The organism is Streptomyces sp. NPDC046925, from assembly GCF_040644915.1.
In the GTDB taxonomy this organism is placed as follows: domain Bacteria; phylum Actinomycetota; class Actinomycetes; order Streptomycetales; family Streptomycetaceae; genus Streptomyces.
In genome coordinates this window covers 26,211-48,844 of the sequence record NZ_JBEYWZ010000020.1, presented here as the reverse complement: position 1 = coordinate 48,844, position 22,634 = coordinate 26,211, and the positions used below count along the sequence as shown (strand labels likewise).

Annotated in this window: 12 protein-coding genes; 9 read left to right on the top strand and 3 right to left on the bottom strand. The window is 74.0% G+C overall.

The window, feature by feature from the left end:
• Window positions 1-26: 26 nt before the first annotated feature.
• Both ABZ906_RS43440 and ABZ906_RS43435 read right to left on the bottom strand, forming a co-directional pair.
• Entirely contained in the window at window positions 27-6,371 is a 6,345-nt protein-coding gene (locus ABZ906_RS43440; RefSeq protein ID WP_361392607.1) for an amino acid adenylation domain-containing protein, read from the bottom strand.
• Window positions 6,368-12,871, bottom strand: coding sequence for an amino acid adenylation domain-containing protein (locus ABZ906_RS43435; protein WP_361392605.1), 6,504 nt, complete (start codon window positions 12,869-12,871; stop codon window positions 6,368-6,370). Before ABZ906_RS43435 ends, ABZ906_RS43440 begins: the two co-directional genes overlap by 4 nt.
• A 452-nt stretch (window positions 12,872-13,323) precedes the next feature.
• Here ABZ906_RS43435 and ABZ906_RS43430 point away from each other — a divergent pair, with 452 nt between their 5' ends.
• From ABZ906_RS43430 to ABZ906_RS43390, 9 genes are all read left to right on the top strand, one after another.
• A complete protein-coding gene (locus ABZ906_RS43430) occupies window positions 13,324-13,485 on the top strand; it encodes a hypothetical protein (RefSeq protein WP_361200615.1) in 162 nt (53 codons plus the stop codon).
• A 168-nt stretch (window positions 13,486-13,653) separates the two neighbouring features.
• A complete protein-coding gene (locus tag ABZ906_RS43425; RefSeq protein WP_361392602.1) occupies window positions 13,654-15,099 on the top strand; it encodes a helix-turn-helix domain-containing protein in 1,446 nt (481 codons plus the stop codon).
• 102 nt (window positions 15,100-15,201) lie between these two features.
• Complete coding sequence (locus ABZ906_RS43420; protein WP_361200619.1) at window positions 15,202-15,366, top strand: lysine biosynthesis protein LysW; 165 nt, start codon at window positions 15,202-15,204, stop codon at window positions 15,364-15,366.
• Window positions 15,363-16,229 (top strand): RimK family alpha-L-glutamate ligase, encoded by an 867-nt coding sequence (locus tag ABZ906_RS43415; protein ID WP_361392599.1) that lies wholly within the window; start codon window positions 15,363-15,365, stop codon window positions 16,227-16,229. Before ABZ906_RS43420 ends, ABZ906_RS43415 begins: the two co-directional genes overlap by 4 nt.
• Entirely contained in the window at window positions 16,217-17,248 is a 1,032-nt protein-coding gene (gene argC, locus ABZ906_RS43410; RefSeq protein ID WP_361392596.1) for an N-acetyl-gamma-glutamyl-phosphate reductase, read from the top strand. Before ABZ906_RS43415 ends, argC begins: the two co-directional genes overlap by 13 nt.
• Before the next feature lie 18 nt (window positions 17,249-17,266).
• Entirely contained in the window at window positions 17,267-18,091 is an 825-nt protein-coding gene (locus ABZ906_RS43405; RefSeq protein ID WP_361392593.1) for a [LysW]-aminoadipate kinase, read from the top strand.
• Window positions 18,092-18,108: 17 nt separating this feature from the next.
• A complete protein-coding gene (locus ABZ906_RS43400; RefSeq protein WP_361392590.1) occupies window positions 18,109-19,182 on the top strand; it encodes a M20/M25/M40 family metallo-hydrolase in 1,074 nt (357 codons plus the stop codon).
• Window positions 19,179-20,030 carry a transketolase gene (locus tag ABZ906_RS43395; protein WP_361392588.1) on the top strand — a complete coding sequence of 284 codons (852 nt, stop codon included), beginning with the start codon at window positions 19,179-19,181 and terminating at the stop codon, window positions 20,028-20,030. The genes ABZ906_RS43400 and ABZ906_RS43395 overlap by 4 nt, the downstream gene beginning before the upstream one ends.
• Window positions 20,027-20,995, top strand: a complete 969-nt coding sequence (locus ABZ906_RS43390; protein ID WP_361392585.1) for a transketolase C-terminal domain-containing protein — start codon at window positions 20,027-20,029, stop codon at window positions 20,993-20,995. The genes ABZ906_RS43395 and ABZ906_RS43390 overlap by 4 nt, the downstream gene beginning before the upstream one ends.
• A 96-nt stretch (window positions 20,996-21,091) precedes the next feature.
• Here the strand turns inward: ABZ906_RS43390 and ABZ906_RS43385 are convergent, their stop codons facing one another.
• On the bottom strand, window positions 21,092-22,519 hold the full coding sequence (locus ABZ906_RS43385; protein WP_361392582.1) for a DegT/DnrJ/EryC1/StrS family aminotransferase: 1,428 nt from the start codon (window positions 22,517-22,519) through the stop codon (window positions 21,092-21,094).
• Window positions 22,520-22,634 lie beyond the last annotated feature (115 nt).

The following is a 22,634-nucleotide window of genomic DNA, read 5'->3' as shown; positions in this document are numbered from 1 at the left end:
GGGAGTGGGGGCCTGAGGGAGAGTGGTCAGGCGAGGTGGCGGGCGAGGGCGCGGGGAGTACGCGCGTCCAGGACGGTGCGCACTGGGAGGCCGGAGTCCCCGGTTAGGGCGCGCAGTCGGCCGGTCAGACGCAGAGCGCGCAGGGAGTCGCCGCCGTGGGCGAAGAAGTCGTCGGACGGTGCGAACCGGTCGACGCCGAGGGCCTGCGCGAACAGCGCGCACAGCGCCGCCTCGGTCACCGGGCCGGCCGGGGCAGGAGGCGCGGCGGGCCGCCCGGTGCCGGCGATGTCCCGCAGTGCGGTGCGCAGCAGCGTCATGGCCCGCTCGGCGGTGCGCCGGTCGACCGCGTCGGGCCGGTGGGTGAGCTGGAGGTAGAGACGGTCGCCGGGGACCCCCATGAGGTTGAGCGGGTAGTGGTACGCGTCCCGGCCCTGAAGGCCCCTCAGGCGCAGCCCGCCCGCCGGAACGCCGGTGCCGGCGTCGGTGTCGGTGTCGGCGTCCGCGCCCGTGTCGGCCGACGGATAGTTCTCGAACACGACGGACGTGTCGAACAGCGGAGCCCCGCCCGCAAGCCGCTGGATGGCGGCCAGACCCAGGTGATGGTGCTCGGCGAGCGCGGTCTGCTCGTCCTGGAGGCGGGACAACGCCTCGCCGAACGCCTCCCGATCGCCGTCCCGTACCTCGACCGCCTCCGAATAGCCGACCCGCACCCGGACCGGCACCGTCTCGATGAAGAGACCCACCGCGTCCCCGGCGCCCGGCAGTTCGGGCGGCCGGACCGAGACGACCGCGCCGAAGACGACGTCGCGCCGACCGGTGAGGGCGGCGAGCGCGTGCGCCCAGGCACCCTGCACGACGGTGTTGAGGGTGAGGTCCCGCTCGCGGGCGAACGCGCCCAGCGCCCGTGTCTCCGCCTCGGTCAGCTCCGCGGTCACCCGTTCCGGCAGTACGGAAACGGCGGGCGCGGCGGCCGGAGCGACCAGCGTCGGCGCGGCAAGCCCGTCGAGCGCGTCCCGCCACGCCTTCTCGGCCGCCCCGCGGTCCTGCCCGTACCGCCATGCGAGGTGTTCACGCAGCGCGGGCCCCGGACGCGGCCCGGGTGACGCAGCAGCACCGCCCTCCACCAACTGCCCGTAATGAGCCAGGAGTTCCCCCAATACGACGGGCACCGACCACCCGTCCAACACAATGTGATGGACCGTCACGACCAGCGTGGCGGCATCCCCGCCCTCCCGGACGAGGGCGAACCGCACCAGCGGCGGCGCCGCCAGGTCGAACCGCCGGGCCCGGTCGGCGGCCAGGATCTCCTCGCGGCGCGCATCCCGTTCGGCGGGAGCGCACGCAGCCAGGTCGTGCAACTCCCAGGCCGCTTCGGCGCCGGACACGATCAGTTGGGCGGGCGTGCCGGAGTCGAGCAGGGTGAAGGCGGTGCGCAGCGCGGCGTGCCGGTCGACCAGTGCCTGGCAGGCGGTGCGCAACGCGGCCTCGTCGACGGTCCCGGCCAGATCGAGGGTGAGCTGGACGTGGTAGGCGTCGGGCAGGGCCGCGTCGTACAGGGCGTGGAAGTACAGGCCCTGCTGGAGCGGGGTCAGCGGCAGGACGTCCTCGACGCCCGCCCCCGTATCAACCCCCGTACGACCGTCCTCAAGAGCCTCCAATTCGGCCTGCGGCACCAGCTCACCCGTCAGTTCCGTCAGCGCCAGATCCGACGAGGTCAGGCCGCCCGCACCGGGCTGCCGGACATGCGTGACCAGGGCGCGCAGCATGTCCGCCCAACTGTCGGCGAGGTCGCGCACGTCCGCCTCGTCGAGGAGACCGCCGGGCCAGGACCAGCCGGCGGTCAGCCGCGGCCCGTCGGGGCGGTCCTCCGTGACGGCGTTGACGTCCAGGGCGTGCGGCAGCGGCATCTCCGCGTCCGCGACGGCGTCCACGGCGTACGCCTCGTCGGTCTGCTCCCAGTCCCCGGCGTGGCCGGTGGCCGTCCGGCCCAGGTAGTTGAAGCCGATCTGCGGCCCTGGCCGGGCGGCGAGCACGGGGGCGGTGTCGCGGTTGAGGTGGCGCAGCAGGCCGTAGCCGATGCCCCGGTCCGGGATCGCGCGCAGCTGCTCCTTGACGGCCTTCAGGGCCTGCCCGAGCGCCGGTCCCGCGCCATGGACCTGCGCCCAGTCGGTGACGGCCGGGTCCAGGCGCACCGGGTGGAGGCTGGTGAACCAGCCGACGGTCCGCGTCAGATCGAGGTCGCGGCCGAGGTCATGGCGGCCATGACCCTCCAGATCCACGAGCACACCGCCGTCGTAAGCCGTCGTCCCGAGCCCCCCGCCGTCGTACGCTGCCCTGCCGCGCCGCCTGGTGACGGCGAGGGCGAGTGCGGTGAGCAGGACGTCGTCCACTCCGGCGTGGAAGGCCTGCGGCACGTCGGTCAGCAGGGCCTCGGTGTCGGCGGCGGACAGCGTGACGGTGACCTCGCGGCGGGTGGCGTACGTGTCGCGCGCCGGGTCCAGGGGGCGGTGGCCGAGGGTGGGCTCGTCCGCGGCCAGGATGTCCTGCCAGAGGGCCAGTTCAGTGGTGCGGGCCGGGTCGGTGGCGGCCTCGGACGCGTGCCGGGCGAAGGTGCGCAGTGACGTGGGCACCGGGTCGAGTACGGCGGTGCGGCCCTCGTGCGCGGCGGTCCAGGCGGCGGCCAGGTCGGGCAGCAGGATGCGCCAGGACACCCCGTCGACGGCAAGGTGGTGGATCATCAGGAGCAGGCGTCCGTCCTCGCCCGCGGGGTTCGTCAGGTGGACGGCTCTGACGACGCGTCCGGCGCGCGGGTCGAGGGCGCGCTGCGCGGCGCGCGCCTCGGCGGCGACCACATCCGCCAGGGGCCGATCGGCCGGTGCCACCGCGTGGGTCAGGCAGTCGGCTGCACGTACGGTGCCGGGTGCGGCGACGTCGAGCCGCCATCCCGAGGCGTCGTCGGTGGCCAGGCTCAGGCGCAGGGCGTCGTGGTGGTCGAGTAGCGTCTGGAGGGCTCGCGTCAGCTCCTCGGTGGTGGCGCCCGCGGGCGTGCGGACCAGGACGGACTGGTTGAACCCGTCGACGGGACCGCCCTGTTCGAGCAGCCACCGCGTGATCGGCCCGGCGTGCACGGTGCCGGTTCCGGCGTCCGACGGCTCGGCGGGCACGGCCGCCGCGGCCGGTGCGGCGACTAGGGCGAGCCGGGCCGGGGTGCGGTGCTTGAAGACGTCACGGGGGGTGAGGGCGAGGCCGGCCTTGCGGGCGGCGGCGACGAGCTGAATGGAGAGGATGGAGTCGCCGCCCAGGGCGAAGAAGCCGTCCTCGGGGCCGACGCCCTCGACGCCGAGCACCTGCGAGAACAGCGCGCACAGCTGCTCCTCCAGGGCTCCGGCGGCGGGCCGCCCGCCGCCGGAGGCGCTGAACACCGGGGCGGGCAGCGCCCGTCGGTCCAGCTTTCCGCTGAGGGACAGCGGCAGGCGGTCCAGGCTGACGAAGGCGCTGGGCACCATGTGCTCGGGCAGGGCGGCCGCGCAGTGCGCACGCAACGCGTCCTCGTCGCACACGCCGCTCCCCGGGACGGCACAAGAAACATTCGGCGGTACGACATACGCCACCAGGCGCGGCGCGCCAGGAGTGTCCTCGCGCACCACCACCGCCGACTGCTCGACGTGCGGGTGCAGGTCGAGGCGGGCGGCGATCTCGCCGAGTTCGATCCGGAAGCCCTTCAGCTTGACCTGGTCGTCGGCCCGGCCGAGGAAGACGAGGGCGCCGTCGGCAGTCCAGCGCACCAGGTCACCGGTGCGGTACATACGGCCGCCGGGCGGGCCGAACGGGTCGGCGACGAAGCGCTCGGCGGTGAGCGGCGTCCGGCCGAGATAGCCGTGGGCGAGCTGGACCCCGGCGAGGTACAACTCCCCGCTCGCGCCGACGGGCACGGGCCGAAGCCCGGCGTCGAGGACGTGGACGCGGGTGTTGTCGATGGGGTGGCCGATGGGCACGGTGGGCCCGTCCTCGTCGCCGCGGCTGCGCCAGTGGGTGACGTCCACGGACGCCTCGGTGGGCCCGTAGAGGTTGTGCAGGCCGGTGCCCGCGGTGTCGAACAGGGCGTGGAAGCGCCCGGCAAGAGCGGTGGGCAGCGCCTCGCCGCTGCAGATCACACGGCGCAGCGGGGTGGCGTCGGCGGCGCCGGGGGCCCGCAGGAACGCCTCCAGCATCGACGGCACGAAGTGGACGGTGGTGACGCGCTCGGCACGGATCAGGCGGACGAGCTGGTCGGGGTCCTTGTGGGCGTCGGGGGGTGCGACGACGAGGGCGGCGCCGACCAGGAGCGGCCAGAACAGCTCCCACACGGAGACGTCGAAACTGGTCGGCGTCTTGTGCAGGACCCGGTCCTCGGCGTCGAGCCGGTAGGCGGACTGCATCCACAGCAGCCGGTTGACGATGCCGCGGTGCGGGACGACGACGCCCTTGGGGCGGCCGGTGGAGCCCGAGGTGTAGATGAGGTAGGCGGGCGAGTCGGGCAGGACGTCGGGCAGCGGGGCCTCGTCGGCGGCGGGCTCGCGCGCCAGGAGGGTGCGGTAGCTCTCGGGGGTGACGGTGAGGGCGGGCGCGGCGTCGTCGAGCATGTACCGCCTGCGGTCCTCGGGGTAGGCGGGGTCGATCGGCAGATAGGCGGCGCCCGCCTTGTGCACCGCGTAGAGGGTGACGAGGAGGTCGAGCGAGCGCGGCAGGGCCACCGCGACGACGGCGCCGGGGCGCACCCCCTCGGCGCGCAGGGCGCGGGCGAGCCGCGTGGCGCGCGAGTCCACCTCGGCGTACGTCAGGTGCTCGCCCTCGAAGACGAGCGCGGTGGCGTCCGGCGTGCGGCGGGCCTGCGCCGAGAACAGCGCGGGCAGCGTCGTCGCCGGACGGGCGACGGCAGGCCCCTCCTCCAGGGTCCGCAAGGCGGCCCGCTCGTCCGCGTCCAGGAAGGGGATACGACCGACGGGCAGCTCGGGAGTCTCGACGCACGCGGCGAGGATGCGATGCAGCAGGGCCGCGAGCCGGTGGGCCGTGTCCGTGTCGAAGACGTCGGGGCGGTAGCTGACGTCCAGGCGCAGCCGGGGGCCCGGCACCGCGAGCAGGCTGAGGGGGTAGTGCATGGTGCCGGTGGCCGCCGTGTCCTCCAGCAGGCGGACGCGGATGTCGCCGAACCGCTGCTCCAGGCCGTCGTGGTCGAAGGGCGCGTTCTCGAACACCACGGCGGTGTCGAACAGGTCCTGGCCGCTGCCCAGGGCGCGCCGGACGGCGGTGAGCCCGAGGTGGTGGTGCGGCATCAGGGCGGCCTGCTCGTCCTGTACGCGGGTCAGCAGCCCGGCCAGCGGCTCGGCGGGGTCGAGCCGGACGCGTACCGGCACCGTGTTGATCAGCAGTCCGACCATGTCCTCGACGCCGGGCAGCTCCGGCGGGCGCCCGGAGACGGTGGTCCCGAACACCACGTCCTGACGCCCCGTCAAGTGTCCGACGAGCAGCGCCCAGGCGCTCTGCACCAGGGTGTTGACGGTCAGACCGCGCCCGCGGGCCAGCGCGGTCAGGGCGCGTGTGAGGTCCTCCGGCAGCCGCTCCACCACTCGCAGCGGGAAGCAGTCGGAACGCCGGGTGTCGTCCGGGGCGACCAGGGTGGGCTCGTCCACGCCGTCGAGTGCGGTGCGCCAGGCGTCCTCGGCCGCCGCCCGGTCCTGCCCGGCCAGCCAGCTCAGATGCCGGTGGTGGGGCGGGGCCGGCGGCAGGGCGCAGTCGCCCGCCACGCCGCTCGCCCCGCCGCTCGCGTGCCGGGCGTACAGCTCGCACAGGTCGCGCAGGACCAGCGGCAACGACCAGCCGTCGATGACGAGATGGTGGTGGGTGAGGATCAGGACGTGCCGCTCGGCGCCGGTGCGCACGAGTGTGAGGCGCATCAGGGGCGGCTTGGCCGGGTTGAATCGGCGCTCCTGGTCGCGGGCGAGCAGGCCGGTCAGGGCCGCCTCCCGCTCGGCCTCGGGCAGCGCGCTGAGGTCCACCTCCTCCCACTCGGGCGTCCCGGTGGCGGGGACGATCTGCACGGCCTGGCCGCCGGCGCGCTGCAGGAAGCCCGCGCGCAGGGCCGGATGCCGGGCGAGGAGGTCTGCCCCGGCGGCCCGCAGGGCGGGGACGACGAGGGGTCCGGTGAGGTCGAGGCAGGTCTGGACGGTGTAGACGTCGGCGCCCTCGGTGTCGTAGAGGGAGTGAAAGAGCATGCCCTCCTGGAGCGGGGTGAGGGGCAGCACCTCGGGACGCTCAGGGCGCTCGGGACGCTCAGGGCGCTCGGGGCGCTCGGGACGGGGGCCGGAGCTCGCGGGAGCCGTTGGCGTGGTCACTTGGTCATCTCCCATTCGGACAGCAGCTCGTCGAGCTCCGCGCCGTCCAGCGCGGGCGGGGGCGGTGTGTCGTCGGCCGGTGCCGTGTCCGCGTCGGGGTCGAGGGCGTGGGCGACGGCGGCCAAGGCAGCGGGCGTCCGCTCGGTGAAGACGTCACGCGGGGTGAGGGCGAGACCGGCCGCGCGTGCCCTGGCGACCAGGCGTACGGAGACGATGGAGTCGCCGCCGAGTTCGAAGAACCCGTCGTCGGGGCCTACTTGATCCAGGCCGAGTACGTCGGCGTAGAGCGCGCAGAGCAGTTCCTCGCGGGGTCCGTCCGGGGCGCGGTGCGTGCGGCCGGTGGTGAACGTGGGGGCGGGCAGGGCGCGCCGGTCGACCTTGCCGTTCGCGGTCAGCGGCAGCCGCTCCAGCGGTACGAAGGCTGCCGGGATCTGGTACTCGGCGAGCAACGGCGCCAGGTGGACGCGCAGTTCGTCGGCGCCCGGTATCTCGCGTCCGGCGGGCGGCACGACGTAGGCGACCAGGCGCTTGACGCCGGGGGTGTCCTCGCGGGGCAGGACGCAGCACTGGGCGACGTCGGGGTGCCTGGTCAGGGCGGCGTCGATCTCCGCCGGTTCGATGCGGAAGCCGCGCACCTTGACCTGGTCGTCGGCGCGGCCGAGGAAGACCAGGACACCGTCGGCGGTCCAGCGCACCAGGTCGCCGGTGCGGTACATCCGCCCGCCCGCGGGACCGAAGGGGTCGGCGACGAACCGCTCGGCGGTCAGGGCCGCTCGGCCGAGGTAGCCGCGGGCCAGGCCGGGCCCGGAGAGGTGGAGTTCGCCGGGGGCGCCGGGCGGGACGGGACGCAGCGCGCTGTCCAGGACGTAGGCGCTGACGCCGTCTAGGGGGCGGCCGATGGGCACGGTGGCGGGGATCTCCGCGGGGTCGTGCAGGGGGTGGCGGGCGGCGAAGACGGTGGTCTCGGTGGGCCCGTAGCCGTCGGTGACGACGATGCCGGGGCAGGCGTCCATCACGGCCCGCACGGCCTGCGCCGGGACCACGTCGCCGCCGGCCCACACCTCGCCGAGGCCGCGGAAGGACGCCGGGGACTCCTCGGCGAGCAGCCGGAAGAGACCGGCGGTCAGCCAGGCGGCACTCACCCCGTGGGCGGTGACGGCGTGCTCCAGGGCGGCGGCGTCGAGTTCGCCGGGCGGGGCGAGCACGACGGCACCGCCGTGCAGCAGCGGGACCCACATCTCGTACGTCGCCGCGTCGAACGCCTGCGAGGAGTGCTGGAGCACCCGGCCGTGGTGGCCGCTGCGCCACGCGGTGTCCCCGGCCAGGTCCAGGACGGCGCGGTGCGTGAGCGCCACGCCCTTGGGCTCGCCGGTGGATCCGGAGGTGAAGAGCACCTGCGCCAGCTGGTCGGGGTGCGGGTCGGGCAGGGGTCCGGGCGGAGCCGCTTCGTCCCGTGTGACGTCCTGGGTGATGTCCAGGGTGTGCGGGGCTTGCACAGCTGAGGCGAGCGCGTCGGACGCCGGGTCGGTGAGCAGGACGCGTACGCCCGCACGCTCGGTCATGGCGCGCAGGCGCCCGGCGGGCGAGCGGGAGTCCAGCGGCAGGCAGGCGCCCCCGGCCTTCAGGACGGCGAGCAGCGAGACGACGAGGTCGCAGCCGCGTTCCTGGAGGACGGCGACCGGCTCCTCGGGGCGCAGCCCGGTGTGGCGGAGGCGGTGCGCGAGGCGGGTGGCCGCCCGGTCGAGTTCGGCGTAGGTCAGGGTGCGGTCGTCGCTGATCAGGGCGGGCGCGTCCGGGGTGCGGGCGGCCTGCGCGGCGACGCGGCCGGGCAGAGTCCCGTCACTGGCGGGCGGGGTCGCGGCGTTGAAGGCGCGCAGCACGGTCTCGCGCTCGGCGGCGGAGGCCAGCGGCAGCCGGGCCACTGGTGTGTCCGGGGCGGTCGCGAAGGCGGTCAGGAGCCGTGCGGTGCGGGCGGCGATGGCGGTGGCGGTGTCCCGGTCGAACAGGTCGGACCGGTAGCCGAGGTTGAGGCGCAGGGCCCGGCCGGGGACGGCGACCAGGGACAGCGGGTAGTGGGTGGCGCCGTGGCTCGCGGCGACCCGGACCGCGAGGCCGGTACCGGGCCGGTCGGGCACGGACTCGCCGTCGCCGGTCAGGTGGCTCTCCAACACCATGGTGGTGTCGAAGAGTTGGTCGAGGCCGGTGGCACGGCGTACGGCGGCGAGTCCCGTGTGGTGGTGCGGGCTGAGCGCGGCCTGCTCGTCCTGGAGCCGGGCGAGCAGCCGGGCGAAGGGTTCGGCCGGGTCGAGCCGTACGCGTACGGGGACGGTGTTGATGAGCAGCCCGACCAGCTGGTCGACGCCCGGCAGTTCCGGGGGACGCACCGACGTGGTGGAGCCGAAGACGACGTCGTCCCGGCCGGCCAACTGGCCGGCGACGGCCGCCCAAGCGCCTTGCAGGATGGTGTTCAGGGTGAGTCCGCGGGCACGGGCCGCCGCGGTGAGCAACTCGGTCTCGCCGTAGGAGAGTTCGACGGTCACCTGCTCGGGCGGGACCGGGGCGCGGGCGGCTTCCGCGCCGGGCGCGACCAGGGTCGGTTCGTCGATGCCGTCGAGGGCGGTCCGCCAGGCCTCGTCCGCCGCGTCCTGGTCGCGTCCGGCCAGCAGGGCCGCGTAGTCGCGCAGACGGGCGGCGTGCGGGGCGGGGGTGTGCGGGGCGTGGGCGTGCGGGGCGGGGGCGTGCGGGCTCTCGCTCAGGACGTCGAGCAGGTCCCCCATGAGCAGGGGCAGGGACCAGCCGTCGAGAATGATGTGATGCCCCGTCAGGATCAGGGCGTGCCGGTCGTCGGAGAGCCGGGCCAGGGTGAACCGCACCAGCGGTGCCGCGCTCAGGTCGAAGCGCCGGGCGCGGTCCGCCTCCTCCTCCGCGGCGAGCAGCCGCGCCTGGCCGTCGGGGTCCTCGCCGGTGAGGTCGAGCTGCCGCCAGGGCGCTGCGGAGGTGTCCGTCACCACCTGGAAGGTGCGGCCCGACGCGGTACGGGCGAAGGCGACGCGCAGGCTCTCGTGCCGGGTGATGAGCGCGTCGCAGGCCCGGCGCAGGGCCTCGGCGTCGAGGGAGCCGGTCAGTTCGTACGTGGTCTGGGCGAGGTAGGGGTCGGCGGCCTCGGTGTCGTACAGGGCGTGGAAGAGCATGCCCTCCTGGAGCGGGGTGAGCGGCAGGGCGTCGGTGTGGCCGGGGTGGGCGGCGCGGAGCTCGGCGGCGTCGGCGGGCTCCGGAGCGGGCAGCGCGGCCGGGGCGACGCTGGTGGGCGCCGCGCGACGGGCGGCGGGGGCGAGTTCGGCGACGGTCTTGTGCCGGAACACCTCGGCGGCGCTGAACTCCAGCCCGGCGGCGCGCGCGAGGGCGGCGAGGCGCACCGCGAGCAGGGAGTCGCCGCCGAGGGCGAAGAAGCTGTCGTCGATGCCGATCCGGGCGGCGCCGAGCAGCCGGGCGTACAGGCCGCAGAGCAGTTCCTCGTCGGGGCTGCGCGGTGCCCGGCTGTCCGGGGCCGCCCCGATCTCGGGGGCGGGCAGGGCGCGCCGGTCGAGCTTGCCGTTGGGGGTCAGCGGCAGGGCGTCGAGGATCACGTAGGCCGCCGGGACCATGTAGTCGGGCAGGGTGGCGGCGAGGTGGGCGCGCAGGGCGGCGGGTTCGGGGGCGCCGGCGCCCGGGGCGGTGGTGCCTTGTGTGGTGGTGGCGTAGGCGGTCAGGTGGCGTACGCCGGGCCGGTCCTCGCGCAGGATGACGGCGCACTGGGCGACGCCGGGGTGGGTGGTGAGGGCGGTCTCGATCTCGCCGGGCTCGATGCGGTGGCCGCGCACCTTCAGCTGCTCGTCGGCGCGTCCCTGGAACAGGAGTTGCCCGTCGGGGGCGCTGCGCACCAGGTCGCCGGTGCGGTACATGCGGCCGCCGGGCGGACCGTAGGGGTCGGCCAGGAACCGCTCGGCGGTCAGGGCGGCGCGGCCGAGATAGCCGCGGGCAAGTCCCTCGCCACAGAGGTACAACTCGCCGGTGCTGCCCGGCGGCACGGGGCGCAGGGCGGCGTCGAGGACGTGCGCGCGCAGATTGTCGACGGGGTGGCCTATGACGGGCGACGGGGCGTCGCGCAGGTCGCAGTAGAAGGCGTCGACGGTGCATTCGGTGGGCCCGTAGACGTTGCGCGCGCTCAGGCCCTCGGTGGCGCGCAGCTCGGCCCACAGGTCGTCGGGGACGGCCTCGCCGCCGAGCACCAGGACGTGCGGGCGGTGGGCGCCGCTGAGCAGGCCCGCGCCGACCAGCTGGCGGGCGTGGCTCGGCGTGGTGTCGAGGAGGTCCAGGGCGTGGCGGGCCGCGTAGGCGGTGAGGGCGGTGGCGTCCCGCCGGGTGTCGTCGTCGATGACGTGCAGCTCATGCCCGGCGACCAGCCACAGCAGCTCGGTCCAGGAGGCGTCGAAGGAGAAGGAGTTGGTGAGCGCGACACGGAAGCGGTCCCGTCCTGCCTCGCGCAGCGCCGGTGCGGCGAACTCCCGCAGATGGTGGTGGAAGAGGCTCGTAAGCCCTGCGTGCTGCACGGCGACGCCCTTGGGGCGGCCGGTGGAGCCCGAGGTGTAGATGGCGTAGGCCAGGTGCGCGGGCAGCAGCGGGCTCGTGCGGTCGGCGTCGGTGGGGTCGACGTCGGGCAGGCCCGGCTGGTCGAGACGTACGTCCTCCACGGTGAGGACGTCGTACGGGCTTTGGCCGGAAGGGAGTTGGGCGGTCAGGTCCTCGGTGGTGAGGACGAGCAGGGGCGTGGCCTCGTCGAGGATGCGCGCGGTGCGCTCGGCGGGCTGGCCGGGGTCGAGGGGGACGTAGGCGGCGCCCGCCTTCAGGACGGCGAGCAGCGCGGTCACCATGTCCGCGCCCCGCGGAAGCAGCAGCGCCACGAACTGCTCGGGTCCGGCGCCGAGGTGGAGGAGCAGATGGGCGAGGCGGTTGGCGCGGGCGTTCAGCCCGGCGAAGGTCAGGGTGCGGTCGGCGGCGACCACGGCCGTGGCCCCGGGCGTCGACGCGGCCTGCGCGGCGAACAGGTCGGGGATCGATCCGGGCGGTACGGGCACCGGCGGGCGCGCATCGGCCGCGGCCGCGAGGTCCGCGCGTTCGGCGGGGGTGAGGGTGTCGAGGCGGCCGACGGGCAGGTCCGGGCCGTGGCCGGCGAACGCGGTGAGGAAGTCGAGGAACCTGCGCTGGTGGGCTTCCAGTTCGGCCGCGTCGTACAGGGCCGGGTTGGCGTCGAAGGTGAAGTGCGGTCCGCTGCCGTCGGAGCGGTCGTAGACGGCGACGTTGAGGTCGGCGACCGGTCCGTTGGAGACGTTGTGCACGGTGATGGGGTGACCGGCGAAGGTGACGTCGAAGTCGAACGGCATGATGTTGACCATCAGCCCGAACAGATGCTGCCCGCTGTCCAGGAGCCGCAGGTCGCGCCGGAGATCCTCGTACCGGTGGTGCTGGTGGCGCAGCAGGGCCCGCAGTTCGACGGTGGTGGCGCGCAGCAGGTCGCCGACGGACGTGTCCGGGGTGATCCGCAGCCGCAGCGGCAGCTCGTTGGAGACCATGCCGGGCGTGTTGCGGGCGTCCGCGCCGCGCCGGGCGCTGACCGGGATGCCGAGGGTGATGTCGGTCAGACCGGTGCTGCGGTGCAGATAGGCGGCGCAGGCGGCGACGACCAGGGCGGTCCAGTTGGTGCGGCCGGCGCGGGCGAAGGCGCGCATGGCGTCGGTGTCGGCCCGGTCGAGGGCGGCCTCGGCGCGCAGGAACCCGGACGAGGGAGCGGCCTGCCGCCCGTCGCGGGCCAGGGTGGCGATGGCGTCCGGCGGCGTGGCGAACCGCTCGGACCAGTGGTCGCGATCGCGGGTGCGCTGCTCCGAGGCGCCATAAGCCCGCTCGTCGTCGAGCAGACCGGCCAGCGGGGCGAAGGCGGCGGCCCGTACGTCGGCGGAGCCCTCCGCGTCCGGTGCGGCGAGCGCGGTGTAGAGGCGGGCCACGCGGGCGGTGAGTGCCGCCGCCGCGAAGGCGTCCACGAGCACGTGGTGGTACCGCTGGTGCCACAGGTAGTGGTCGTCGGCGAGGCGGACGAGGGTGTACCCGAAGAGATCGGCGCCCAGGATGTCGACGGGCCGCGCCATGTCCGCGGTGATGTACCGGCGTGCGGCGGCGCCCGGGTCGGCCGACGCGCTGACGTCGAGGTGGCGCAGCCGGGGGCCCGGATCGGGGCCGATGAGCTGGCGCGGCCCGTCCGGGGTCTCGGTGAGCCGGATATGCAGGGTCTGGGCCTCGCTGACCGCCTGCGCGAGCGCGGCCTCGAACAGGGCGGCGTCGACGGGGCCGTGGATCTCGACGTACTCGCCGACGTTGTAGACGGGGGAGTCCGGGGCGAGTTGGTGAGCGAACCAGACGGCGCTCTGGGCGGCGGTCAGGGGCAGCGTGACGTGCTGGGGAGCAGACATGATCCACCTCGGTCAGGGGGGCGCCGGGGTCGGCGGTCCGGGGCTCGGGCCCGGACACGGCGGCATCTCGTGGGCCGCTGCACGTGCGGGCGTCCTGGTGCGGAGGGGTCGTCTCCGCCGAACGCGGAGACGAGGGTTCCGGGCAACCGGGCCCATCTTGGCCACGGTCGACTACCGGCCACAAGCAACGCGTTCGCGGCTCCGGAGAGGCGGTAGCCGGTTCTCGGTACCGGCGATCCAGGACAGCCGTACGGCCCGCAATGTCACCGATTGGGAAGGTGTGAGTGTTTTGTGCACCCCCCCGCTTCGGTGTCGGGGAACTTGGTGAATGGCTTCTTCCATGGATTCCGGATGGGGGCACCCACCATCCTGGAAGAGCGGAAGGGGAACGGCCGGACAACGCCGGACGGGACTTTTCAAGCACCACTCGCCCTCGTATTCCGGGAGAAGCCATGAAGTCTGTCCGCGCGTTCGCCGTCACCGTTCTCTTCCTGCTGACGGCCGCAGCCACGGCCGGCCCGGCCGCCGCGGAAACCAGCGGGGCCGACAGCGTTGCCGCACCCGCCACGGTGGCGTCCCCCGTCCTGCTCGACGACGACAGCGGCTGGGGATGACCTGCACAAACGTACGGGGGGACCGGAACGCGGGAACCGTACAGAGAAAGGGCGTCCGAAGCCGTGAGGAACACCATTCGGAAAACCGTCCGGAACATCAGTGACCGGGAAAGAGAACCGCTCGGACACGGCGGCCGCGGGGGAACTCACGGCGAGGTGACCCGGCGCATGAAGGTCGGTCCGGTCGGTCCGGTCGGTCCGCATCCGATCGGGAAAACCGCCGCGCGTGCGCCGTCGCTCCATGAACACGAGACCGGCCGGCCGGTTCCGTTTGCCGAGCTCCTGCGGCGCCACCGCGACCGGTCCGGGCTGACCCAGCAACAGCTCGCCGACTTCGCCACGTTGAGCGTCCGGGCGATACGGGACCTGGAGAGCGGCCGGGTGCGACGGCCCCGCCGGGACAGCGTGGGACTGCTCGCCGACGCACTGCGCCTCGGCGAAGCGGAACGGCGGCAGTTGCACGCAGCCGGGGGCAGCCCGGCGGACCCGCGGGCGCCGCTCGCCGAACTCCCCGAACCGCCCGCGCCGCCCGGCGCGCTGGTGGGCCGGGAAGCGGAGTTACAGGTGCTGCTCGACCAGGTCACCGTGCACGGGCACCGCCTGGTGACGGTGGTCGGGATCAGCGGCATCGGCAAGACACATCTGGTGCTCGAAGCAGCCCGCGTCCTGCGCGACCGGGGCTGGCGGGTCGGATGGCACGCCCCGGACCGAGACCCGTGCCGCTGCGGTGCCACCCGCCCGACCCGCCCGACCCGCGTGAACCGTGCGACCCATGCGACCCGTGCGGCCGGCACGATCGGCTCCGGCTCCGGCTCCGTCTCCGGTTTAGGCGGCACGCCGGCGCCCGCCGCCGACGTGACCGACGACCTCGCCCGGGCGATCGGCGACCGGCACGAACTGCTGGTCATCGACGGTGACGACCCGCCGGGCAGCGGCGGAGTGGACGTAGCAGAACTGCTGCGGCGCTGTCCGGGCCTGCGCGTCGTGGTGACCGGTCTGGCGCCGCGACACCTGCCCGACGAGCGTGTCCTGCCGCTCACCGCGACCGCCGTACCGCCAGAAGCACCGGACATGGACGTGGACCACGCCCGGCTGAGCGAGGTCGCGTCCGTGGCGCTGTTCCTGTCCCACATCCGCCGCTCACGGCCGGGGTTCCGGCTCCGCGACGACAACGCGCACGCGGTGCTGCGGCTGTGCCGCTGGCTCGACGGCGTCCCCAGGGCGCTGGAGTACGCGGCGGGCTGGTGCCTGGTGTATCCGCCCGAACTCCTCCTCGCCCGGGCCGGCCGCGACTCCTCCCTGCTCTCGCCGCCGACGGGCTGCACCTGCCACAACCTGCTGCGTTCGCTGGCACGCAGCGTCGACGGCCTCGCCGAGCGCCATCGCCGCGTGCTCGCCGAGGTGGCGGACCGCCCGTACTGGACCCTCGCGGACCTCGCCCCCCTCGTCCCGGATCCGGCCGCCGCCCTGCACGCGCTGCTCGTCCAGGGCCTGGTGCGGCCGGTGGGCGCGCACCGGCCCGAACGGTTCACGGTCCTCCAACTGGTGCGGCTCCTGCACGAATCCGAGCGGACCCTGACGGGGCCCCTGACGGCGGCGGACCGGGCCGCCTGAGACTGCCGCCCGTTCTGCCTGTCGCGGCCCTGAACCGCCCTTACGTTTACCCGTGCCTTTCAACTCCCCGTGCCTTTCGGCAATCGATGAAAAGGACTGGACATGGTCACCTGCCCGGAATGCGATAACTCGGTGGTCCCCGCGGGACCGCCGGTGATCGGCGAAGTCGTGGAATGCGGTGAATGCGCGAGCGAATTGGAGATCCTCACCCTGGATCCGATACGCGCCGCGCTCGCCCCGGAGATCGAAGAGGACTGGGGCGAGTGAGCCACGCCGTGCCGTTCGCGGTCCTCGCATCCCGGGTGCGGACCGACGAGAAGGCCCTGTTCGCAGCCTTCGACCGCAGAGCGATCGACTGTCGGCACATCGACAGCCGGGGGTGGTGGCACCAGCTCGGTGACCGCGGCCCCCGGCCGATCGTCCTGAACCGGGAGATCGGGCTCGCCCGCGCGACCTACGCGGCCCGGGCGCTGGAAGCGGCGGGTGCCACGGTGGTCAACTCGGCGTGGGCGACCGAACTGTGCGGCGACAAGTGGCGCACCTCCGCCGCCCTCGTCGAAGCCGGCATCCCGACCCCCCGGACGGCCCTGGCCCTGACCCCGGAAGCGGCACTGACCGCACTGGACACCATCGGCTATCCGGCCGTCATCAAACCGCTGCACGGGTCATGGGGGCGGCTGATCGCCGCGCTGCCGGACCGGCAGACCGCGGAAACCATCCTCGAGTACGCCGCCGCGCTGCCCGCACCACAGGCCCGGATCGTCTACGTACAGGAGTGGATCGCCAAACCGGGACGCGACATCCGGGTCCTCGTGGTGGGCGGCGAGGCGGTGGCGGCGACCTACCGGCGCGCCGAGGACTGGCGGACCAACGTGGCGCGGGGCGCCGTGAGCGAACCGTGCCCCCTGGCACCGGACCTCGCCAAGCTCGCGGTGCTCGCCGCGCAGGCCGTGGCGGCCGACATCGCCGGAGTCGACCTCATCGAGGACGAGACGGGCGAACTCCTGGTCCTCGAGGTCAACCACGGCGTCGAGTTCTCCGGCCTGCAACAGGCCATCGGCGACACGGTCAGCGTCGCCGACCGGATCGTCGACCACCTCGTGGCGGGGGCCGACTCATGCTGCGCGTAGCGATCGTCGGGGCATCCGGCTACATCGGCGGCGAGCTGCTCCGCCTGCTGCACGGCCATCCGCGGGTCACCGTCGTGGCCGCCACCTCCGACCGCCTCGCCGGGCGCCGCGTCGACGGCCCCCACCCCAACCTGCGCGGCCTCACGGACCTGTGCTTCATCGGCCACGACGCCCTGGAGGACGTCGACGCCGACGTGCTCTTCCTGGCCGCACCGCACCGGGAGACGATGGGAAGGATGGCCGGCTTCCTCAAGCTGGCCGCCACCGTCATCGACCTGTCCGGCGACTTCCGCCTGCAAGACCCCGAGACCTACGCGTCCTACTACGGCGTCCCGCACGGCGCGCCGCAGCTGATCCCCGAATTCACCACCGGCCTCCCGGAATGGCATCGCGACCGACTCGCATCCAGCGACCGGATCGCCGTCCCCGGCTGCATGGCCACCGCCGGCATCCTCGCGGTCCGCCCCATGGCCGACGCCGGCCTGATCGAAGGCACCGTCCACGTGGACGCCCGCACCGGCTCCAGCGGCTCGGGAGTCTCCAGCGGGCCCGCCGGAGCCCACGCCGAACGCAGCGGCGCCCTCCGCGTGTTCGCCCCCTCCCGGCACCGCCACGAGGCCGAGATCGCCCAGGCCACCGGTCACACCGTGCGGATGAGCGCCACCGGCGTCGAAGCCGTCCGCGGCGTCCAGGTGCTGTGCCGCGCGACGCTCGCGTCCGGCGTGAGTGAGCGGGACGTGCGCTCCGCGTTCCGCAAGGCGTACGCGGACGAACCCTTCGTCCGCGTCATCGCCCAGCGCCAGGGCCTCTACCGGCTGCCCGAACCGAAGATCCTGACCGGCTCCAACTTCTGTGACGTCGGCTTCGCGGTGGACGCGGACGACGGCACCGTGCTCCTGATCGGCGCCCTGGACAACCTCGTCAAGGGCGGCGCGGGCGGCGCCGTGCAATGCCTGAACGTCCGCTTCGGCTGGCCCGAGCGGACAGGCCTTGAATTCCCCGGACTCCACCCGAACTGACGTGAGGCTGATCAAGCGATGCGGGACGACATACTCGTGGTCAAGTGCGGCGGCAACGCCGCCGTACGGGCGGAGGCGATCTGCGCGGACGTCGCCGCCGTACACCACGGCGGCACACCGGTGATCCTCGCCCACGGCGGCTCGGCGGACATCGACTCGCTCGCCGAACGCCTCGGCGTGCCCTCCCGCCGGCTCGTCGCCCCCGACGGCGTGTCGACCCGGTACACCGACGCGCCGACCCTCGAAGTGGTGCAACTGGCCCTCGCCGGATCCGTCAAACCCCGCCTCCTGTCCGCCCTGCGCGCCCACGGCGTCGACGCGGTCGGTCTGACCGGCCTGGACGCCGGACTCCTCGTGGCCGCCCGCAAATCGGCGCACCGCGCACTCGTCGACGGACGGCGCATCATCGTCCGCGACGACCACAGCGGACGCATCAAGGAAGTCAACGGCGACCTCCTGTCCACGCTGCTCGCCTCCGGCCTGCTGCCCGTGGTGTCGCCCCCGGCCGTGGCCGAGGACGGCGCGGTGGTCAACGCCGACGCCGACCGCGCCGCCGCCGCCGTCGCGGGCGCCGTACGGGCGAGCACCCTGCTGCTGCTCACCGGGGCGAGCGGCGTCCTCGCCGACCGCCACGACGAACGCTCGGTGTTTCCCGTCTGCCGGGTGCCACGCCAGGGCCCTCCGCCCGTGGTCACCGGCGGCATGGGCATCAAGCTGATCGCGGCCCGCGAGGCACTCCTCGCCGGGGCCCGCCGCGTCCTGATCGGAGACGGCCGCAGGCCGCACCCCGTCCGCGACGCCCTGGCGGGCGCGTGCACCGAAGTACTCCTGGAGGACAAGTGAGTACTACTGGAGGAAAAGTGACCGGGTTCTCCGACACGGCCGCCGTCGACCTGCTCCACGGCATGCTGCGCATCCCCTCCCCGTCCTACGCGGAGCAGGAGGTGGCCGCGTACGTCGTGGACGCCCTGCGTACCGCGGGCTTCACCGCCGGGATCGACGCCGCGGGCAACGCCGTCGGGGAGATCCGGCGCGGCCCCGGACCGACGGTGATGCTGCTCGGGCACATGGACACCGTGCCGGGGGACATACCGGTGCGGCGGGTCGGCGACCGCCTCTACGGCAGGGGCGCCGTCGACGCCAAGGGGCCGCTGGCCGCCATGATCTGCGCGGCAGCCGCGGCCGCAGCGAGCAGTGGGTTCCGCGGCCGGATCGTGGTCGTGGGCGCGGTGGAGGAGGAGACCGCCCTGTCGCGCGGCGCGGTGGAGATCCGCCGCACGCACGAGCCCCCGGACGCGCTGATCATCGGCGAGCCCAGCGGCTGCGACACGGTCGTCCTCGGCTACAAGGGCAAGCTCGACCTGCGGTACGAGGTGCGCTGCGAGGCGACCCACCCCAGCAACGTCCTGCCCAAGGCCTCCGAGCTCGCCGCGCGGGCGTGGGGCGAACTCCTGGCGCTGCTCGGCCCGGACGCGAGCCACGCCCGGTTCGACAGCCCCGGCCCGACCCTGACGTCCCTCCACGGCGAACTCGACACCGCCACCGCCGAGTTCAGCATCCGTACCCCTCCCGGCTTCGACGGCGAGCACCTGGTGAAGGAGCTGTCCGCGCGTCTCGACGCGGGCACCCTCGAGGTCGTCAACACGGTGGACGCCTGCCGTGTCGGCCGCAACGACCCCGTGGTGCGGGCCCTTTCGGTCGCCGTCCGCGCCGAGGGCGCCGCCCCGCGGGCGAAGGTGAAGACCGGCACTTCCGACATGAACACCCTGGCCCAGAAGTGGACGGTGCCCATGGCCACGTACGGCCCCGGAGACAGCGCCCTGGACCACTCCGACCGCGAACACATCGAACTGCCGCAGTACCTGTTCGGCATCCGGGTGCTCACCCGCGCCCTGGCCGCACTGGACACACACCTCAGCGGGGAGAGCCGATGAGCGAGGACCACGCGCGCAGGGCACGCGAACTGATCGTGCAGATGTGCGCCAATCCGGAAGGCGGCCACCTCGGCGGCTCGATGTCCCTCGTCGAGATCCTGGTGACGCTCTACCGCGACGTCATGCGCATCGACCCGCGGCGGCCCGGGGACCCGGACCGCGACATCCTGCTCCTGAGCAAGGGCCACGGCGCGATCGGCCTCTACGCCGCCCTGGCCGAGCGGGGCTTCTTCCCCGAGGAGCTCCTGGCGACCTACGGAGCCCCGGACAGCGTGTTCACCGCCCACCCCAACCCGTCCGTCCCCGGCGTCGAGATGCCGACCGGGTCGCTGGGGCACGGGCTGCCCCTCGGCGTCGGCTTCGCGCTCGCCGCACGCCTGGACGGCAGCGACCGGCGCTGCTTCGTCGTCCTGGGCGACGGAGAACTCCAGGAAGGCTCGGTCTGGGAGGCCGCGATGGCCGCCGGCGCCAAGGGACTCGACCGCCTGGTGGCGATCGTCGACCGCAACGGCCTCCAGATCAGCGGCGACACGGAAGACACGATGGGCCTGGAGCCGCTCGCCGACCGCTGGCGCGCCTTCGGGTGGACCGTCCACGAGGTCGACGGCCACGACACGGACCAACTGCGCGAGGCCCTGTCGGGCATCCCGCACACCCCGGGCAGGCCGACCGTGCTCCTGGCCCGCACGGTCAAGGGCAAGGGACTGCCGTACATCGAGGGCCAGGCCCGCAGCCACTACGTCCGGCTCACCGAACGCGGACACCGGCGTGCCCGCGCGGCGCTGCTGCGCGACGGACGAACCCGCGAACAAACCCGCGGCGAACGAACCCGAACGGAGATCGCATGAGCGTCGTGACAGCCGAACCCACCGTCGTCCAGGAGGAACGCGCGGCGCGCGACGTCTACCGTGACGCGCTGGTCGACATGGCCGCCGCCGACGCACGCTACGTGTGCCTGGACAGCGACACCGGCCTGTTCTCCGGCACCGCGTGGGGCGCCGCCGCGCCGCGCTACCTCAACCTCGGCATCGCCGAACAGAACCTGATGGGCGTGGCGGCGGGCCTCGCCCGGTCAGGACGCATCCCGTTCGTCAACACCATGGCCACCTTCGCCGCCACCCGCGCCCTGGAGGCGGTGAAACTCGACATCGCCCTGAACGACCTTCCGGTACGGATCGTCGCCACCCACGGCGGACTCTCGGCGGGCCATCTCGGCTCCACCCACCACGCGTTGGAAGACCTCGCCGTCATGCGGATGCTGCCGAACATGACGGTCCTCGTGCCCGCCGACGCCGCCGCCACCGAACAGCTTCTGCGCGCGTCCGCACGAATCCCCGGGCCGGTCTACCTGCGCCTGGGACGCGGCGCGACGCCGGCCCTGCCGCCGGGAGCGGAGCCGCTGCGGATCGGCACCGCGCAGACCCTGCGCCGCGGCGCCGACGTGACGCTGATCGCCACCGGACCGCACCCCGTACTGACCGCGCTCGAGGCCGCCGGTGAACTGGCCGCCGCGGGCATCGAGGCGGCCGTACTCAACATGCACACGATCAAGCCGCTCGACCGGCAGGCGATCGTCACCGCCGCGGCGCGCGCACGCGGCATCGTCACCGTCGAGGAGCACTGGGCCGCCGGTGGCCTCGGTTCCGCCGTGTCCGAGGTGGTGGCCGAGCTGGGGGTCGCCTGTCCGGTGCGGCGGGTGGCGGTGGCCGACCGGTTCGCCGCCGGCAGCGGGGGACAGCGGCACCTGCTGGCGCGCAACGGCATCGACGGAGCCACGGTGATCGAGCACGTACGACGGCTGCTGCTCGCCTGAGACGACTGCTCGCCTGGAACAACTGCTGACGGCGAAGGGGCCGCGGTCCGCCACCAGGGCGGGCCGCGGCCCCTTCGCCGTGACCGGGCGGGCCGGTCAGCGAGTACCGAACGCCGCCTCCCACTCGGCGTCGCCGATCTCCGACGCCCGCTCCCAGTGCGGCTTGTGGGCGGTGCGCGCGGCGACGGCGGCCAGGGCGTCGCGGTGCTCCCACACCTTCTCGAACGCGTCGGCGTACCGGTCGAGCAGCGGCCCCGACTCCGGGTGCAGGTGCGCCTTCTGCACGGTGAAGGAGTCGTCGAGGACCCGCAGCGTGGCCGGGAAGTCCCCGGCGCGGTAGGGGCGTTCCACGACGCCGGGCAGCGCCCACGGGTAGCCGCCGAACCCGCGCCGCTCGGCGAACACCCGTTGCGCGGGCAGCGGTTGGAGCTGGTACGGCGCGGCGGGCACCCCTTCGGCGCGCAGCGCCCGCTGGACGACGGCGCGCAACGGACCCGCGAACTCATCGGCGAGGCCGAAGGCGGCGGGCCGCACCCGGAAACGCAGGATGTGCCAGGCGTGCGTACGGTCTGCCGGCACCTCGGGCACCAGGAAGCCCGGCAGGTCCGCGAGCCGTCTGAGCAGCCAGCGGACGTTCTGGTCGCGTACGGCCGCCTCCGCGTCGAAATGCGTGAGCCGACTGCGGGTGAAGGCGGCCTGGATCGCGTTCGGCTTGCAGTTCCAGCCCAGGAGATGGGCGACGTAGCTGCGCTCGCCGCTCGCCGGGATGAGTTCGCCGAACTGGCGCAGCATGGTGGCCCGCGTGGCGATGTCCGCGTCATCGGTGGTGATCAGGCCGCCCTCACCGCATGTGGCGAGGTTCTTGCTGACGTTGAGGCTGAACGTGTTCACCGCGCCGATCGAGCCCACGGCACGGCCCTGGTAGCGGGCGCCGTGTGCCTGCGCGGCGTCCTCGACGACGGCGATCCCGTGCCGGTCGGCGATCGCGGTGATCCGGTCCAGGTCGGCGGGCAGGCCGTGCAGGTGGACCACGACGATCGCCTTGGTCCGGCCGGTGATCGCGGCTTCGAGCGCCGCGGGGTCCAGGTTGAACGTGACGGGGTCGATGTCCACGAAGACCGGCACCGCCATGAGGTGCAGCGGGGCGGTGGCGCTGCCGATGAAGCTCAGGGCGGGCACGATCACCTCGTCGCCGGGCTCCACGCCCGCGGCGCTCAGCGCGACCGACAGGGCTGCGGTGCCGTTGCTCACCGCCACGCAGTGCTCGGTGCCGACATGCCGCGCCCACTCCCGCTCCAGGCCCGCGATCTCCTCCTCGCCCGCGGAGGCGGAGGTGAACCGGCCGGAGCGGAGCACCCGTTGGACGGCCTGTTCGTCCTGATCGGTCACCGTCGGCCACGCCCTGATCCGCAGATCCCTGGGCACGGCCCGGCCACCGCCGAACATCGCGAGGTCGACCGATGGCGTGACCGATGGTGTGACCGACGGCGTGACCGATGGCTCGACCGCTTGCTTGATTGTCACCGCTGGACCTCATCTCACTGGGGTGCGTCCGGACTTCGCGCCTGTCAGTGTCGGCGCGCGTCATCGCACCCGGCGGCAATCGCACCGGCAATTGCCGCGCGGCCCTCGCGTACGC

Excerpts from the sequence above, each read along its gene's own strand:
- ABZ906_RS43395 (WP_361392588.1), top strand. The coding sequence starts at position 19,179 with ATGAGCGAGGACCACGCGCGCAGGGCACGCGAACTGATCGTGCAGATG.
- ABZ906_RS43405 (WP_361392593.1), top strand. The coding sequence starts at position 17,267 with ATGCGGGACGACATACTCGTGGTCAAGTGCGGCGGCAACGCCGCCGTA.
- ABZ906_RS43435 (WP_361392605.1), bottom strand. The coding sequence starts at position 12,871 with ATGTCTGCTCCCCAGCACGTCACGCTGCCCCTGACCGCCGCCCAGAGC.
- argC (WP_361392596.1), top strand. The coding sequence starts at position 16,217 with ATGCTGCGCGTAGCGATCGTCGGGGCATCCGGCTACATCGGCGGCGAG.
- ABZ906_RS43425 (WP_361392602.1), top strand. The coding sequence starts at position 13,654 with ATGAAGGTCGGTCCGGTCGGTCCGGTCGGTCCGCATCCGATCGGGAAA.
- ABZ906_RS43420 (WP_361200619.1), top strand. The coding sequence starts at position 15,202 with ATGGTCACCTGCCCGGAATGCGATAACTCGGTGGTCCCCGCGGGACCG.
- ABZ906_RS43430 (WP_361200615.1), top strand. The coding sequence starts at position 13,324 with ATGAAGTCTGTCCGCGCGTTCGCCGTCACCGTTCTCTTCCTGCTGACG.
- ABZ906_RS43390 (WP_361392585.1), top strand. The coding sequence starts at position 20,027 with ATGAGCGTCGTGACAGCCGAACCCACCGTCGTCCAGGAGGAACGCGCG.